General features: G+C 57.5%; 16 protein-coding genes. 10 read left to right on the top strand and 6 right to left on the bottom strand.

Annotated elements, in window-relative coordinates; all coding sequences use genetic code 11:
* Position 1: 1 nt before the first annotated feature.
* Both F8B91_RS05305 and serB read right to left on the bottom strand, forming a co-directional pair.
* The gene (locus tag F8B91_RS05305; RefSeq protein ID WP_196502650.1) at positions 2-1,156 is read right to left on the bottom strand and encodes an MFS transporter; all 1,155 of its coding nucleotides are present in this window, start codon (positions 1,154-1,156) and stop codon (positions 2-4) included.
* Positions 1,157-1,163: 7 nt separating this feature from the next.
* A complete protein-coding gene (serB, locus tag F8B91_RS05300; protein WP_196502649.1) occupies positions 1,164-2,018 on the bottom strand; it encodes a phosphoserine phosphatase SerB in 855 nt (284 codons plus the stop codon).
* Between the two features lies 1 nt (position 2,019).
* On the opposite strand from serB, the gene miaA reads away from it, so the two are divergent.
* From miaA to ilvN, 3 genes are all read left to right on the top strand, one after another.
* Entirely contained in the window at positions 2,020-2,898 is an 879-nt protein-coding gene (miaA, locus tag F8B91_RS05295) for a tRNA (adenosine(37)-N6)-dimethylallyltransferase MiaA (RefSeq protein WP_246714967.1), read from the top strand.
* A gap of 225 nt (positions 2,899-3,123) precedes the next feature.
* Positions 3,124-4,878, top strand: coding sequence for an acetolactate synthase 3 large subunit (locus F8B91_RS05290; protein ID WP_246715121.1), 1,755 nt, complete (start codon positions 3,124-3,126; stop codon positions 4,876-4,878).
* Between the two features lie 23 nt (positions 4,879-4,901).
* The gene (ilvN, locus tag F8B91_RS05285) at positions 4,902-5,465 is read left to right on the top strand and encodes an acetolactate synthase small subunit (RefSeq protein WP_196502646.1); all 564 of its coding nucleotides are present in this window, start codon (positions 4,902-4,904) and stop codon (positions 5,463-5,465) included.
* 2 nt (positions 5,466-5,467) lie between these two features.
* Here the strand turns inward: ilvN and F8B91_RS05280 are convergent, their stop codons facing one another.
* Positions 5,468-5,851 (bottom strand): hypothetical protein, encoded by a 384-nt coding sequence (locus F8B91_RS05280; protein ID WP_196502645.1) that lies wholly within the window; start codon positions 5,849-5,851, stop codon positions 5,468-5,470.
* 77 nt (positions 5,852-5,928) lie between these two features.
* Complete coding sequence (locus tag F8B91_RS05275) at positions 5,929-6,537, bottom strand: DUF805 domain-containing protein (protein WP_196502644.1); 609 nt, start codon at positions 6,535-6,537, stop codon at positions 5,929-5,931.
* Positions 6,538-6,693: 156 nt separating this feature from the next.
* Here F8B91_RS05275 and pyrH point away from each other — a divergent pair, with 156 nt between their 5' ends.
* The 7 genes from pyrH (at position 6,694) to fabZ (ending at position 13,871) form a co-directional block, all read left to right on the top strand.
* Positions 6,694-7,413 carry a UMP kinase gene (pyrH, locus tag F8B91_RS05270; protein WP_196502643.1) on the top strand — a complete coding sequence of 240 codons (720 nt, stop codon included), beginning with the start codon at positions 6,694-6,696 and terminating at the stop codon, positions 7,411-7,413.
* A 2-nt stretch (positions 7,414-7,415) separates the two neighbouring features.
* Positions 7,416-7,982 carry a ribosome recycling factor gene (frr, locus tag F8B91_RS05265; RefSeq protein ID WP_196502642.1) on the top strand — a complete coding sequence of 189 codons (567 nt, stop codon included), beginning with the start codon at positions 7,416-7,418 and terminating at the stop codon, positions 7,980-7,982.
* A 7-nt stretch (positions 7,983-7,989) separates the two neighbouring features.
* A complete protein-coding gene (locus F8B91_RS05260) occupies positions 7,990-8,733 on the top strand; it encodes an isoprenyl transferase (RefSeq protein ID WP_196502641.1) in 744 nt (247 codons plus the stop codon).
* Positions 8,730-9,575, top strand: coding sequence for a phosphatidate cytidylyltransferase (locus F8B91_RS05255; RefSeq protein WP_196502640.1), 846 nt, complete (start codon positions 8,730-8,732; stop codon positions 9,573-9,575). Before F8B91_RS05260 ends, F8B91_RS05255 begins: the two co-directional genes overlap by 4 nt.
* 107 nt (positions 9,576-9,682) lie before the next feature.
* Positions 9,683-10,804 carry an RIP metalloprotease RseP gene (gene rseP, locus F8B91_RS05250; RefSeq protein WP_196502639.1) on the top strand — a complete coding sequence of 374 codons (1,122 nt, stop codon included), beginning with the start codon at positions 9,683-9,685 and terminating at the stop codon, positions 10,802-10,804.
* Positions 10,805-11,004: 200 nt separating this feature from the next.
* Entirely contained in the window at positions 11,005-13,338 is a 2,334-nt protein-coding gene (gene bamA, locus F8B91_RS05245; protein WP_196502638.1) for an outer membrane protein assembly factor BamA, read from the top strand.
* A 68-nt stretch (positions 13,339-13,406) separates the two neighbouring features.
* Positions 13,407-13,871 carry a 3-hydroxyacyl-ACP dehydratase FabZ gene (gene fabZ / locus F8B91_RS05240; protein ID WP_196502637.1) on the top strand — a complete coding sequence of 155 codons (465 nt, stop codon included), beginning with the start codon at positions 13,407-13,409 and terminating at the stop codon, positions 13,869-13,871.
* 25 nt (positions 13,872-13,896) lie between these two features.
* Here fabZ and gltA read toward each other — a convergent pair whose 3' ends face one another.
* Entirely contained in the window at positions 13,897-15,192 is a 1,296-nt protein-coding gene (gltA, locus tag F8B91_RS05235; protein WP_196502636.1) for a citrate synthase, read from the bottom strand.
* A gap of 74 nt (positions 15,193-15,266) precedes the next feature.
* Positions 15,267-16,700: a glutamate--tRNA ligase gene (gene gltX / locus F8B91_RS05230; RefSeq protein ID WP_196502635.1), complete on the bottom strand. Its 1,434-nt coding sequence runs from the start codon at positions 16,698-16,700 to the stop codon at positions 15,267-15,269.
* Positions 16,701-16,712 lie beyond the last annotated feature (12 nt).

Here is a 16,712-nt window from a genome sequence, read left to right as displayed (position 1 = left end):
GTCACGATATTGGTGCATCGGCGAATGCGTGGGCTTTGAATTTTATCGCCACTGCGAAACCAGCAAACAAAGCGGCCAGTCCGTAGAATATGCAGGCGCCGCCAAAACTGTTCATGATCAGGCCACAGAGAACCGATCCAGCGAGCATTCCTATTCCATAGATCGCCGAGAAGGCGGACGTGCCGACGAGGATCTGATTGCCGGAATAACGTTCTCCCAAGACCGCCAGTGCCAATGTGTAAAGGCCGGCGGAAGCTGCGCCGGCGATCGCCAGAATGGGCCATATCAAAACATTCAGGATCAACAACGGTATCGCGAGCAGCGCGATGGCAGTGCAGAGTGCACACCCCAGGAACACCCGGAATTTCCCATATTTGTGAGCCAGCCAACCAATGGGATATTGCAGGACAATGGGACCGCCGACGAAGGCCGAAACGAGGACAGCGGCCTGATCGGCATACAGGCCATTGAAGACGCCGAGCAGGGGCAAAAAACTCAAGGCCGCTGCCTCGCAAGCGGCGAAGAGCCCGACCGATGTTAACAGCATGGGCGATTCCCAAACAAAATTCAGAATGTCCGTCAGCGATACAGCAGACTCGATGCGGGCTTCCTCCGCTTTCACGAAGGCGATGGGAAGTGCCGCGACCAGAATGACGATAGCGGTGATGATAAACAGCGCGGACCCTTCAATACCGATTTGTGCCGGCAGAAGCGGCCCGGCCGCCATCGCCAATGCAAACAGCGACATGTAGATCGAGAGAATCCGTGACGCATAAGGACCAGTTGAATATTTGACCACCCATGCCTCGCTGATAGTGAACAGCGTGGTGAAGAAAAAGCCCTGGACGAAGCGAAGGACGAACCAATACCAGAACACCGGCAGATGCGGGTAGAGCAGCAAGGCCGCAATGATCATGACAACGCAAAGCGCGGCGACGCGCACCGCGCCAAATCTGCCGACAATCGGTGCCGTCAAAAATAACGTGGCAACAGTGCCTACCGGTTGGACAGCCGTATTGATCCCGATGAGCCTGGAGTCGATCCCCTGTTTTTCCATGAGAAGCGAAAGGACCGGAAAGATGAAGCCCAGCACGAATCCCAGGACCGTTATAGAAGACATTGCCGCAATCAGGTTGATGGTGTTCTGCCTGCTCATCGTCCCCTCACGGCAAGTTTTGATGCTCGCTCTGCGCATAGCCTTGCAAATATAGCAGTGCCGTCAGATCTCCGTGGTTGATCACATACTGCGCCTGTTCCTGCACCTTGGGCTTGGCATGTAATGCTACGCCTATCCCGGCGGCCTGCAGCATCGGGATGTCATTGGCGCCATCACCCACCGCGATCACATCGGCGGCTGATGTGCCCTGGGCTTTGGTGATGCGGTTCATCGCTTCCACCTTGGCGTCCTTGCCGAGAATGGGCATCGCAACTTCACCTTTTAGCTTGCCAGCTTCGATCAGCAAAGTGTTGGCGCGGTGCTCGTGAAAACCCAACGTGCCGGCCACGTGTGCTGTAAAGGCAGTAAATCCACCGGACACCAGCGCACAGTAAGCCCCATGCGCTTTCATCGTGGCCAGCAGCGTGGCACCTCCGGCCATGAAACTGATCCGTTCACGGATCAATGTGGCGATCACGCCTTCATCCAGCCCGCGCAGCAGCCCGACGCGCTCTTTCAGCGCGCCCTCAAAATCAAGATCGCCCCGCATCGAGCGGGCGGTGATGTCCTTGATCCGGTCACCCACGCCGGCCACCACGCCCAGTTCGTCGATGCATTCCTGCTCGATCATGGTCGAATCCATATCGGCCAGCAGAATGCGCTTCCGCCGCTTGGCCTCCGGCACAACATTGATATCGATCGGCAGTCCAGCGCAAAGCTCGCGTGCCTCGGCCTCAAACGCTGCATCCGCTTCCAGCGCATCGCCATGTGCCAGCCAGCGCACCGCGCCCAGTTCCTCGGCCAATCCGGCGGTGATTGCACCGGAGCCCGGCGCTGCTATGAGAACGAGAACGGAATCCATGATGTCTTCGAACACCCCAAAACGCGCCGTGCTTATTGCAGGCCCGACCGCCAGCGGCAAGTCGGCACTGGCGCTGGCCATGGCCCAGGCCGAAAACGGCGTGATCATCAACGCCGACTCGATGCAGGTCTATCGTGAGCTGCGCGTCGTGACGGCGCGGCCCTCTGCGGAAGACGAGGCGGCGGCTCCGCACAAACTCTACGGCCACATCGCCGCCAGCACCGATTATTCCGTAGCCCGCTGGCAGCGCGAGGCTATGGCTGAGGTGGAAACAGCCTGGGCGCAAGGCCAGTTGCCGATCATCTGTGGTGGCACCGGCCTCTATTTCATGTCTCTGATCAAAGGCTTGTCGGAGGTGCCTGAGATCGCGCCTGAAGTGCGCGACAAGTGGCGCAGCTTTACTGGCAATCATCACGCCGAACTCGCCACCCGTGACCCAGCCATGGCCTATAAGCTCAATCCCGCAGACCGCCAACGCCTGATCCGTGCGCTGGAAGTCATTGAAAGCACCGGCCAAAGTCTGTTGCACTGGCAGGCCTCCGCTTCTGCACCGTTGGCTGATGTAGCCTTGCGCAAACTGTTCAAATCCTTGCCCCGCGAAGAACTTTACACCCGCGCCGATGCACGCTTTGTTCAAATGCTGGAGCAGGGCGCGCTCGATGAAGTGAAGACCCTACCGCCACTTCACAAGGATCAGCCCTTGATGAAAGCCATCGGCGTGCCGGAACTGCAGGCCCATCTGCGCGGCGAGATCAGCCTTGATGAGGCACGCCTGCTGGCCCAGACCGCCACCCGCCAATATATCAAACGCCAGCTCACATGGTGGCGCGGCCAGATGGCGGATTGGGACGAGGTGACGGATGAATCTCCTGTCATTTGAGAGGCGTTCCTCACGCGCCCCTTGACAAGCAGCCCCCCGCATAGGCAAATATGCCCCATGAACAGCATTCTTGTAGTAGGACCGCGTAGCGCCAGGCAGGGTTAACCCTGCCGGATACTTGGTGCTACGCGAAACACAGGCTCCCCCGGGGGCCTTTTTTATTGGCAAAATTGCGTTTAGAGCGAACTGGAATTGAAGAGGGTTGAGATGGCTGAAGCAGAAATGATGACCGGCGCTGAAATGGTGCTCCGCGCTCTGGCAGACCAGGGCGTGGCGCATGTCTTTGGCTATCCCGGTGGCGCTGTGCTGCCGATCTATGATGAATTCTTCCAGCAGGAAAAAGTGAAGCACATTCTGGTGCGCCACGAGCAGGGTGCCACCCACATGGCCGAAGGCTATGCGCGCTCCACTGGCAAGCCCGGCGTGGCACTGGCCACATCAGGCCCCGGCGCCACCAATTGCGTGACCGGCCTGACTGACGCGATGCTCGACTCGATCCCGATGGTGCTGCTCACCGGCCAGGTGCCCACCCATCTGATCGGCAATGACGCGTTCCAGGAATGCGACACCGTCGGCATCACGCGCCCCTGCACCAAGCAGAACTGGCTGGTGAAGGATGTGAATGACCTCAGCCGCATCATCCACGAGGCCTTCTATGTCGCTACCCATGGCCGCCCCGGCCCGGTCGTTGTGGACATCCCGAAGGATGTGCAATTCGCCAAGGGCCGCTACACCGGCCCCGAAGGCGTGATCGTGAAATCCTATCAGCCGCGCACGTCTCCGCATGCGCAGGCGATCGAAGCTGCCGTGAAGCTCATCGCCTCCGCCAAGAAGCCGCTGTTCTATACCGGTGGCGGCGTCATTAACTCGGGTGTCGAAGCGTCCAAGCTGCTGCGCGAATTTGTGGGCCTCACCGGCATTCCGATCACTTCGACCTTGATGGGGCTCGGCGCCTATCCGGCCTCCGGCAAGGAATGGCTCGGCATGCTGGGCATGCACGGGACCTACGAAGCCAATCTGGCGATGCATGATTGCGACGTGATGATCAATGTCGGCGCGCGCTTTGATGATCGCATCACCGGAAGGCTCGATGCCTTCGCGCCCAACTCGAAGAAGATCCATATCGATATCGATCCGTCCTCGATCAATAAGACGGTGAAGATTGATATCCCGGTGGTCGCTGACGTGAAGGAAGCGCTCGCCGCCTTGCTGGCCGAATGGAAGAAGACAGGTGCCAAGCTCGACCAAGGCGCACTCGCCTCATGGAAAGAGCAGATCGCCAAATGGAAAGCGGTGGACTGCCTGAAGTACCGCGCCAACAAAGATGTGATCATGCCACAATATGCGATCCAGCGTCTCTATGAGCTGACCAAGGACCGCGACACCTACATCACCACCGAAGTGGGCCAGCATCAGATGTGGGCAGCGCAATTCTATCACTTCGAAGAGCCGAACCGCTGGATGACGTCCGGTGGCCTGGGCACGATGGGCTATGGTCTGCCAGCCGCCGTGGGCGTGCAAGCCGCGCATCCGAAATCCCTGGTGGTGGATATCGCCGGCGATGCCTCGGTGCAGATGACGATGCAGGAATTTTCGACAGCCATTCAGTACCGCCTGCCGATCAAGATCTTCATCTTGAACAACCACTATATGGGCATGGTGCGCCAGTGGCAGCAGCTTCTGCATGGCAACCGCCTGAGCGAAAGCTATTCGGAAAGCCTGCCGGATTTCGTCAAGCTGGCTGAAGCCTTCGGCGGGAAGGGTATCCGCTGCTCAAAACCTGCTGATCTTGATGCGGCGATCATGGACATGGTCAACACGCCAGGCCCGGTGATTTTCGATTGCGAAGTGGCCAACCTGGCCAATTGCTTCCCGATGATCCCATCAGGCAAGGCGCATAATGAAATGCTGTTGGGTGCCGATATCAGCGACGAGGAAGTGGGCTCGGCGATTGATGCCAAAGGCAAGCAACTGGTCTAATCAGGCGTGAGAAAGAAAACAACATGAACGCACAGCATCAGCAACCCACGGGCTCAGCCTATTTCATCGACGACACCAAGCCGGTGGCTGAAACCCACACGCTGGCCGTGGTCGCCGAAAACCAGCCGGGTGTCCTCGCCCGTATCATCGGGCTCTTCGCAGGCCGTGGTTACAATATCGACTCGCTCACCGTGTCAGAAACCGAACATGAAAAGCATGTCTCGCGCTTCACCATCGTGACCACCGGCACGCCGTCCGTCATCGCCCAGATCAAGGCGCAGCTGGACCGCATGGTGCCGGTGCATTCAGTAGCTGACCTAACGGTCGAGGGTGATTTCCTGGCGCGTGAACTCGCCATGGTCAAGGTGAAGGGCGAGGGCGACAAGCGCATCGAAGCCCTGCGCCTCGGCGATGCCTTCCGCGCACGCGTGGTCGATGCCTCAACCGAAAGCTTCGTTTTCGAATTGACCGGCAAGCCCGACAAGATCGACCAGTTCATCTCGCTGATGATGCCGCTGGGTCTGGTGGAAGTGTCCCGCACCGGCGTGGCCGCGATCTCCCGCGGCCGCGAACCGATGAAGGACTAAGTTCAGGCGCGGGCTTCAGAGCCCGATTTGGTGACAAAAAGATAAAGCATCATTGCGGTGCCGACGATGGTAACGACCGAGCCGAGCTGCAGGAAAATCGTTTCCTTGCCGTCATTGTCGATCATGATCTTGCCGATGATCAGCATCAGGATGCCGATTTCGTAAACCAGGAATTGCCACATCGCCACCTTGGAGCGCGCCATGGCAGGGAAGGCCCAGTAGAGCAGGCCAAACAGGGTCGAAACGACAAAGCCCAAAAGGTTGATATGGGCATGTGAATTGGCAAAGTTCATATGGCCCGAGCCGCCCAGCCAGGCGCCAAAGATCATCCCGGCGATCAGCCAGATCATGCCAACGGTAATGTAAGTTCGGTCAAGCTTCTGCATTCTGTTCCTCCCAGCAAACCCCCGAGCGCGCGAATTGTTATCTTAGCCGCGCGAGTCAGGCAACAGGAGGCGACGTATTAGCGGCGTTTGCCGAAGGCGCGAGGTCCAGACGAGGCAGTGGCAGGCCCGGCAATGGCCAATTCCTGCTGCTGGCTGGCTGCAAACTTCTGGGCGTAATTGGCCAGATAGGCATCATCCACCTTGGCCAGGCCGCCAGCCTTCTCCTCCAGTTCATCCAGTTCTTGGTCAAAACCCGCTGGCAGGCGTACTGCACCGGGGGGCGGGCCGTAGTTGTTCTTGTCTGGATTTCCGGGCAGGAACCCCAGCTCGATCAGCTGCCACAAGCCGCCGATCACCGGGATAACTGCGACCAGGCTCCACCAGCCACTTTTGTTGCGGTCGTGATAGCGGCGAATATGGCTGACAAACAAAACCCACGACAGGGGCGAGGAATAGAACCCGAAGTTGCGGAGGAAATCCGCCATGCTAGTGAGCGGCAGCACCGGACTGGTGCCTTCATCCAGCCGCAGCTGCCCGCGCGGTTGTGTCAGCCCATCCCAACCATCGGACGGCAAGAGCGAGAAAAAAAGCAGAGCGAGGATCACCATGCAGCCCAGCTGCACCAGCCACCAATGCTGCCGGCTGCTGCGCCCAGTGACCCACATAAGGCTTCCAAATGTCATCATTTCCACCACCAACCAACCGATAAAAGTCTAAGGTGAGGCCGCTAATCTTCTGTTAAGAGCAATAACAAAGCCGGCTGGGGACGAATCGCGCCCGGCCTTCTAAGACAAGCGCCGGGAGCAAGGGGCAGGGGTTTTCCACCCCGGAATTGAATAAGCATGAGCAATAACAAATACAAACGAATCCTTCTCAAGATTTCGGGTGAAGTGCTGATGGGCTCGCAACCCTATGGCATTGACCTCGCCACTGTGGGCCGCGTGGCCGATGAAGTGGCCGCCCTCCAAAAAGCCGGCGCACAAGTCGCCCTCGTTATCGGCGGCGGCAATATTTTCCGTGGCTTAGCAGGTGCTGCCAAAGGCATTGACCGTGTGTCCGCCGATCACATGGGTATCATGGCCACAGTGATGAATGCGCTGGCCATGGAAGGTGTGCTCGCATCACGCGGTGTGGGTGCCCGCATGCTATCTGCGATTGCCATGCCCACCGTCTGCGAAACCTATTCAGCCGCCAAGGGCATCTATCATCTGGAGCAGGGCCGCGTGGTCATCTGCGCGGCGGGCACCGGCCTGCCTTTTTTCACCACTGACACAGGTGCTGCACTACGCGCCGCAGAACTCAAATGTGATGCGCTGTTCAAAGGCACGTCGGTAGACGGCGTCTATTCTGCCGATCCCAAGACTGACAAAAGTGCCAAGCGCTATGACAAGGTAACCTTCGGCGAGATCCTGACCAAGGACCTGCGCATCATGGACCCAGCGGCAATCGCCCTTGCGCGCGATAACAACATTCCAGTAGTAGTCTTCTCAATCCGGGAGCCGGGAAACGTCGCCAAGGTTTTTGATGGCACCGGCCTCTATACGATTGTTGAAAAGGAATAATCATGGCTGCACCAGCCCCATTCAATGCTGCTGATATCAAGCGCCGCATGTCCGGCGCGATTGATGCGCTCAAGCACGATTTCGGCAGCCTGCGCACCGGCCGTGCCTCGCCGTCGCTGCTCGATCCAATCATGGTCGATGCCTATGGCTCGAAGTCACCCATCAATGCCGTGGGTTCGGTCACCGTGCCGGAACCGCGCCTCCTGCAGATCAATGTGTGGGACCGTGGATTGGTGATTGCCGTCGAAAAAGCCATCCAGCAATCCAATCTCGGTCTCAACCCGCAGACCGAGGGTCAGGTAATCCGTCTGCGCATGCCCGATCTGACGCAAGATCGCCGCAAAGAGCTCGTTAAGGTAGCTCACACCTATGCCGAGAAGGCGCGTGTTGCCGTGCGCAATGTGCGCCGCGACGGCATGGACCAGATCAAGGTTTTGGAAAAGGCCTCTGCCATGGGCGAAGACGAGGCCAAGGACAAGTCTGATGAAGTGCAGAAGATGACGGATGCCACCATCAAGGACATTGACGGCTCGCTCAAGAGCAAAGAAGCCGAAATCATGCAGGTCTGAGCAAGACATGGGGCGCGAGGGGCAACCAGCAGCACCGGCCAGCGTCCCGCGCCATGTCGGCGTGATCATGGATGGCAATGGCCGTTGGGCTGAAGCAAGGGGCCTGCCGCGCTCTGCCGGTCACAAGGCGGGCATTGATGCGCTGCGCCGCATGGTGCGCGCCAGTGCCGACCTCGGTATCGAATATCTCTCGGTCTATTCCTTCTCGACGGAAAACTGGCGCCGGCCGCGCGCCGAAGTTTCCTTTCTGCTTGATCTGCTGCGCCGCTTCATCCGCCAGGATGTGGCGGAACTTCATGCCGCCGGCACCCGTATCAAGATCATCGGCGCACGTGAGGATCTGGAGCCCTCGCTGGTCAAGATGCTGGACGAAGCCGAGAAGCTGACGGCCGAGAACAACAAACTCACCCTCGTTGTGGCTTTCAACTATGGCTCGAAGCAGGAATTAGCTCGCGCCGCGAAGAAGCTCGCTACCGAAGTGGCGGCTGGCAAATTGACACCTGACCAAATTGACGATGCAGCCCTTGAACGCGCACTGGATACTGATGGCATTCCGCCTGTCGATTTGCTGATCCGCACCGGCGGTGAGCAGCGCATTTCCAATTTCATGCTGTGGCAATGCGCCTATGCCGAATTCGTTTTCCTGCCCGTCTTCTGGCCGGACTTTGATGGCGCAGCCTTGCAGACCGCCGTCGATGAGTTTGGCGCGCGTGAACGCCGTTTTGGTGGCCTGAAAGCCCAAACCGCATGACGGTTGATACGCCCACGGCGAAATCCGGCAAGTGGGGGGATCTGGGCTTGCGCAGCCTTTCCGCAATCATACTCATGCCGGTGGCCATCTATTGTCTCTGGGAAGGTGGCATCTGGTTCCAGATGTTCATGGGCGTTCTCGCCGTTTTGATCGCCTATGAATGGGCCGGTATTGTGCATGGCGGCAGTGAGCGCGCCTTTGCCGTGCTCGCACTCGCCGGCCTTTGCGGCGTGTTTGTCACTGAAACCCAGGGACTCGATTCCGCCTGCCTCGCCATTCTCGTGTTATGGCTGGTCAGCGCGCTCATGTGGCTAGTCAATGCCGGGCAGGGCAGCATCTGGTCGCTGCTGGGCGTGTTCTATGTCAGCCTGCCGATGATCGCTTTCGTGCTGTTGCGCGAGGATGAGCAGTCTGGCCGCTGGGCGGTAGTCTGGTGTTTTGCCGTTGTCTGGGGCGCAGACATTTTCGCTTACTTCTTTGGCCGCATTATTGGAGGGCCGAAACTCGCTCCCACCCTGTCGCCCAAGAAAACCTGGGCAGGTCTTTTGGGTGCTGTTGTCGGTGCAGCACTGGTCTCTGCCGTGCTTGCCGGTTTCTGGGGGCTGATGATTTTGCCCTTGGTGCTGATCGCCGCCGCCGCTGCCTTGGTGGAGCAGGCGGGTGATATTTTCGAGAGCGCGCTGAAGCGCCGTTACGGTGTGAAAGACAGTGGCAATTTCATTCCCGGCCATGGCGGCGTCCTGGACCGGGTTGATGGCCTCCTGGCTGTGGTTTTGTTCGTCGCGGTGCTCGGTTTCATCCACAGGGCGGGCAATGCCGCAGGCGGCCTTTTGCTCTGGTAACACCATTCCCCGGAATGGTAACCATACTGCCTGATTGTTGACGCAATGACCGTGCTTTGTGGTGAATAAGTGGTTAAATATTCACTTCGGGGCTCAAGCGGGGTTAGATGCAATTTATCTTTCAATTTCCGGCATATGCGGTGCTCGTGTCCACCTTGGCCTATATTATGGCCGTGGTCGTCATTGTGTTCTTCCACGAGCTCGGCCACTTCCTCGTTGGCCGTTGGTGCGGCGTAAAAATCGAAGCCTTTTCAATCGGCTTTGGCCGCGAACTTGCTGGCTTCACCGACAAGCATGGCACCCGCTGGAAGCTCGGCTGGCTGCCCCTTGGCGGCTATGTGAAATTTGAAGGCGATGCCAATGGCGCTAGCCTTCCTGATGCCAATGCCAAGGTCACCGAAACCTCGCTGCAGGGTGCTAAACTCTGGAAGCGTTTCCTGATCGTACTTGCCGGTCCTGTCGCCAATTTTATCCTTTCAATTGTGATCTTTGCTGCCGCCTATTCGCTCGTGGGCATGCCGATCAGCCAGCCACGCGTCGATGAAGTGGTGGAAGATGGCGCCGCCAAGGCCGCTGGCCTGATGGCTGGCGATTACATCCGCAAGATTGATGGCACTGAAATCAAGAGCTTTGGCGATATCCAGGACGCCATGGTGTTGCGCCAGGCCGCCCCCGTGGCATTGGTTGTCGAACGTGGCGGGCAAAACCTAGATATTACTTTGACGCCCAAAATCGTTGAAATTGAAGACGGGCTTGGCACCAAGGTCAAGGTCACCCAGATCGGCATCAAGCATGATGCTCGTTTGGACCCTGAAGGCACCGAGCGTCTCAACCCCGTGGCCGCTTTGGGCAAGGGCGCGGAGCGCACGTGGTTCGTGGCCGGAACCACCTTGCATTACATCGGCAAGATTTTCATGGGCACCGAAAGCTCGAGCCAGCTGCATGGTCCTTTTGGTGTGGCCAAAGTGGCTGGAGACACGGCGTCCATGGGTGTGTGGCCCTTCGTGTTCTTCATCGGCCTGATCAGCGTTTCCATCGGCCTGGTCAACCTGTTTCCAATCCCGATGCTGGACGGCGGACATCTGCTTTTCTACCTGATTGAAGGCGTTATGGGCCGTCCTGTCAGCCCTGTCGCCCAGGAATGGAGTTTCCGCATCGGCCTCTCAGCCATCCTGATGTTGATGGTGCTTGTCACCACCAACGATATATTCACGATTTTCGGGCATTAAAAACCCTCTGGGTTGAATGCTAACAAATGCTTAATATGCTTGGAATTGCATGGAAATTTGAAGCCCATGTTTCATTTGCATTCAGGCGGGAATTGGTTAAAACGGCGCGAGTCAGGCTGGCAACCTGAACAGTGTTTCTGCCAGGGGTCTATATGGGGAAATGCGATGCACGGACGGTATTGGTTTAAGATTGGCTATTGATGCGTAAGAATTTCCGCCTTGTGGGCATGTTTGTTTTGGCGTTGCTCCTGGCTGTGCCGATGTTCGGCGCAGTTTCCCTGATTCCGACTGCTGCCTATGCTGTCCAGAATGGTGTTGTCATTGAGGGCAACCAGCGCGTTGAACGCGCCACAGTCCTGCAATATCTGCAGTTCGGTCCCAACGAAGCCGTGACACCTGAAAAGGTGGACGCTTCGATCAAGGCACTCTTCCAGACCGGCCTTTTTGCCGATGTGAAGATTGACCGCCGCGGCAGCAATATTGTAATTCACGTTGTTGAAAACCCGATGATCAACAAGGTCAATTTCGAAGGCAATTCCGAAATTGACGACACGAGTCTCCAAAAGGAAGTCGAAGTTCACCAGAACATGATTTTCACCAAGTCGCGCATCCAGAGTGATACGCGGCGTGTGCTGGCTCTGTACCAGTCCAAGGGCTTCTACAATGTGCGCGTCGATCCGAAGCTGATCGACCTCTCGGACAACCGGGTGAATGTGGCCTTCGAAATTTCCGAAAACGGCAAGACCCAGATCGACGAGATCGTCTTCGTCGGCAACAAGTCGCTCAGCGCCGACCGTTTGCGCGGCGAAATGGTGACGAAGCAGAAGGCTTGGTGGAACCCCTTCGGCAACAACACGACTTACGATCCCGACAAGCTCGAATATGACAAGGAACTGGTGCGCCGCTTCTACCTGAAGAACGGCTTTGCCGACATCCAGGTGCTGAGTGCCGAAGCCCATCAGAAGCCGGACGGCCGTGGCTTCCTCATTACGATCACGGTGGAAGAAGGCCCGCGCTATGACATCAAGGACGTTGCCGTCAATGTGGGCACTGCCAATCTGAATGGTGACGAGTTGCGCAAGAAAGTGCGCACCGGCGTAGGCGATACATATGATGCCTCGAAGGTTGACAAGTCCGTTGAAGCCCTGACCCTTGAAGCATCCAATCAAGGCTTTACCTTCGCCAAAGTCGATCCGAAGGTGGACCGCAATCCTGATGGCCGCAGCGTCAACATCACCTACAATCTGACTGAGGGTAACCGCGCCTATGTCGAGCGTATCGATATCGTTGGCAACAGCCGCACGCGCGACTATGTGATTCGCCGGGAACTCCAGCTTTATGAAGGGGATGCCTATAATCCAACGCTGATCGAGCGCGCTCGCCGCCGCCTGACTGCGCTCAACTACTTTGACAAAGTCGATTTCCAGCAGCAACCAGGATCCTCACCGGACAAGGTTGTGCTGATCGTGGACGTACAGGAAAAATCGACCGGCTCCCTCACTTTCTCGGTTGGCTACTCTTCAACTGAAACGGTCGTAGGCTCGATCGAATATGCAGAACGCAACATGTTCGGTATGGGCATCCAGCAAAGCGTTGCCACCTCGGCATCCTTTGTGAAGCAGTCGATCAATTACTCAATCACTGACCCCTATTTCCTGGGTTCTAATATCTCGGCCGGGCTGGATATTTTCGCCAACAATACCGACAACCAGGTTTCATCGTCTTATAATTCAACGCAGTATGGCGGTGCCTTGCGCACCGGCTTCAAGCTGGATGAATACCAGTCGATGAATTTCAAATATCTGCTGGCATATCGCAGTATCTATAACGTCAATACCAGCATCGCCACGCCGCTTGCCATTTCAGAACAGGGCTCAACCTGGAAGAATGCGATTTCGGTTGGCTATGTTTATGACGCGGTGGACAATCCCAATCTGCCGACCTCTGGTCTGCGCGCCATGCTGACCTCCGAACTTGCCGGTCTTGGCGATGCACAATATGGCAAAGTTGAAGGTAAGGCCTGGTACTTCTTGCCGCTGTTTGAAGATCAGGTTGTTGTCAAATTCCAAGGTACGGCAGGCCACATCCAGTCGTTGGGCAATAGCGTCAATCTGCAAGATCGCTTCTTTAAAGGTGGCGACTCTTTCCGCGGCTTCTCGCCTGGTGGCGTAGGCCCGCAACAGATCGGCAACAACGGCAATTGGCAGGCCATCGGTGCACAGGATTATGCGATCGGCACGGTCGAAGCCAGTTTCCCTCTGGGGTTGCCGCAAGCGCTTGGCATTTCAGGCGCGATCTTCACCGACTTTGGTACGGTGTTTAATGGTGGCGACGTAGTTACAAACGGTTGCACGTTCGGCGGTGGCACGGGTTGCTCGCAATATGACGGCGCAGATTTCCGCCTGTCAGTGGGTGCCGGTCTCGTCTGGTCATCGCCCTTCGGACCGCTGCGTCTCGATTGGTCCTATCCGCTGCTCAAGGCCGAGCATGATTCTGTGCAATACTGGCGCTTCTCGCTGGGCACGCGCTTCTAGACCGACAACAATCTCATATGTATAGAAAGCGGCGATCCTTTGGATCGCCGTTTTTCATTGGGGATATCATGACTGAAGCTGCCGCACCCGCTCTCAAATCCATCGACATCATGCGCATCATGCAGCTTCTGCCGCACCGCTATCCCTTCCTCCTGATCGACAAGATGAAGGACATGGATGGCGAACAATCCGGCATCGGCATCAAGAACGTGACCATGAATGAGCCCTTCTTCCAGGGTCACTTTCCAAGCCGCCCGGTGATGCCGGGCGTGTTGCTGGTCGAGGCTATGGCGCAAACGGCAGGAGCGCTGGTGCTGGAGCATCATTCCGAACATGCGGGCAAGCTCGTGTTCTTCACATCAATTGATAAGGCCAAATTCCGCCGCCCCGTGGGCCCGGGGGACACCGTGGAATTTCACGTCAAACTGATCGCCAAGCGCGTGCCGATCTTCAAATTTGCAGCCGAAGCCAAGGTCAATGGCAAGCTCGTGGCAGAAGCCGAAATCGGCGCGTCACTGATCGATAGCAAATAACCCTGAAGCTGAGAGAGGCGGCTAACTACCGCTTCTCAGCTTTCACATAATCCCGCTGCGTCGGGCCCACATAGAGCTGGCGAGGGCGGCCGATGCGCTGCGACGGATCTTCGATCATTTCCTTCCACTGCGAAATCCAGCCCACGGTGCGCGCCAAGGCGAACAGCACGGTGAACATATGCGTGGGGAAGCCCATCGCCCGCAGGATGATGCCGGAATAGAAATCCACATTCGGATAAAGCTTGCGGTCAATGAAATACTGGTCGCTCAGCGCAATCTGCTCCAGCTGTTTCGCGACTTCCAGCAACGGATCATCGGCCACGCCCAAAGCGTCAAACACCTCATAGGCAGTTTCCTGCATGATCTTGGCGCGCGGGTCATAGTTCTTATAGACGCGGTGGCCAAAGCCCATCAGGCGCACATTGGAGGACTTGTCCTTCACCTTCTCGATGAAGCTCGGGATCTTGTCGGCGGTGCCGATTTCTTCCAGCATTTTAAGTGCCGCTTCATTGGCACCACCATGGGCCGGGCCCCACAGACAGGCGATACCCGCTGCGATGCAGGCAAATGGATTGGCACCCGATGAGCCAGCCAAACGCACCGTGGAGGTGGAGGCATTCTGCTCATGGTCGGCATGCAACATGAAGATGCGGTCCATGGCGCGGGCCAGAACCGGGTTCACTTCATATTTTTCTGCTGGCACGGCAAAGCACATATGCAGGAAATTCGCAGCATAGGGCAGGTCATTGCGCGGATAGATGAAGGGCTGGCCGATGTGATACTTGTAGGCCATCGCTGCAATGGTCGGCAGCTTGGCGATCATCCGGTGGCTGGCAATCTCGCGCTGCCTCGGATCAGTGATATCGGTTGAGTCCTGATAGAAGGCCGAGAGCGCGCCGACCACGGCCACCATGACAGCCATGGGATGCGCATCGCGGCGGAAGCCGGAGAACAGCCGCGCCATCTGCTCATGCACCATGGTGTGGCGGGTGATTGCGGTTTCAAAAGTCTTGCGCTGCTCCTTGTTGGGCAGCTCACCGTAATAGAGAAGATAGCAAGTCTCGATGAAGTCACCATTCATCGCCAGCTGTTCGATGGGATAGCCGCGGTGCAGGAGGATGCCGGCATCGCCATCGATATAAGTGATCGCCGATTTGCACGCCGCTGTTGAGGTGAAACCTGGATCGTAGGTAAACACATCGGACTGGCCATAGAGCTTCGCGATGTCGATGACATGCGGCCCGATGGTTCCTTCCAGGATGGGCAGTTCCTGCGTTTTGCCTTCAAACGTGATCTGCGCCGTATTTGCCTTTTCTGCCATCAATGCCTCCAATGGAATATGCCCACGCTACTGCAACGCAACAGATTGGTCAACAATGCTGCCCTATCTGCAGTCTATCCCTGAGGCAACTGATCCGCAATCCTGCCCAGGGCCTCTTCGCGTCCCAAAACCTCAAGAACATCAAAGATGCCGGGTGAAGTTGACGTTCCTGTTAAGGAAGCACGTAATGGTTGCGCGAACTTGCCCAATTTGATGCCGGTGGCTTCTGCATGGGCTTTCACGATGGCTTCAAGCGCAGGTGCGGTCCATTCATTCGATGCAGCCAAAAGTGGATGCAACGCCTGCAGCGCCGCCTTGCCTTCGTCATTGAGCAGGCCCTTGGCCTTCTCGTCCAATGGCAGCGGCCGATGAGCGAACAGATATTGCGAAGAGGTCTGCAGCTCCACCAGCGTCTTCGCCCGCTCCTTGAGGCCGGGCATGGCCTTGACCAGCTTGGCCTGCATCGCGTCGTCGATCTTGCCCAGCAGTTCAGGTCCGCCTTCAACAAAGGGAAGGAAGCCCATGAAGGCATTGAGCAAATCAACATCCGCCATGTGGCGGATATAGTGTCCGTTCAGGTTTTCCAGCTTGGCAAAATCAAACCGTGCTGGCGAGTTGTTGACGCCTTCCAGCTCGAACCATTCCACCAATTGTTCGGTCGAGAAGATTTCATCATCGCCATGGCTCCAGCCGAGGCGCGCGAGATAGTTGCGCAAAGCCGCCGGCACATAACCCATGGCGCGGTAAGCCTCCACACCCAACGCCCCATGGCGCTTGGAGAGTTTCGCACCATCCGGCCCGTGGATCAGCGGCACATGCGTCATGTCCGGCACGGCCCAGCCCATGGCGAGATAGATCTGGCTCTGCCGCGCAGCATTGGTCAGATGATCCACGCCACGGATGATGTGAGTGACACCCATGTCATGGTCATCGACCACCACAGAGAGATTGTAGGTCGGGTTGCCGTCGGAACGCAGAATGATGAGGTCATCAAGATCCTTGTTGGGGATCACCACGCGGCCCTGCGCGCGGTCATTGATCACCGTCTCGCCTTCTTGCGGGGAGCGGAATCGGATCACCGGCTTCACGCCAGCCGGAGCTGTTGAGGGATCACGGTCGCGCCAGGTGCCATCATAGCGGATCGGGCGCTTCTCGGCCTCGGCCTTTTCGCGCATCGCGGTGAGTTCCGCCGGGGTGCAATAACAATAATAGGCATTGCCGGCTTTGAGCAATTCATTCGCCACTTCGGCATGGCGCTGCATCCGCGAATATTGCGAGATCGCCTCGCCATCCCAATTCAGGCCCAGCCACTTCAAGCCATCAAGGATCGCATCCACCGCAGCGGGGTTGGAACGCTCACGATCCGTGTCCTCGATGCGCAGCAACATCTTGCCCTTGTGGCCCTTGGCATAGGCCCAGTTGAACAGGGCGGTGCGCGCCCCGCCGATGTGCAGAAAGCCGGTGGGCGAGGGGGCAAAGCGGGTGACAGGCGATTCTGCCGATGACATCGGGCGGATTTT

Source organism: Aestuariivirga litoralis (assembly GCF_015714715.1).
GTDB lineage: Bacteria > Pseudomonadota > Alphaproteobacteria > Rhizobiales > Aestuariivirgaceae > Aestuariivirga > Aestuariivirga litoralis_A.
This window is presented reverse-complemented; position numbering and strand designations above follow the sequence as displayed.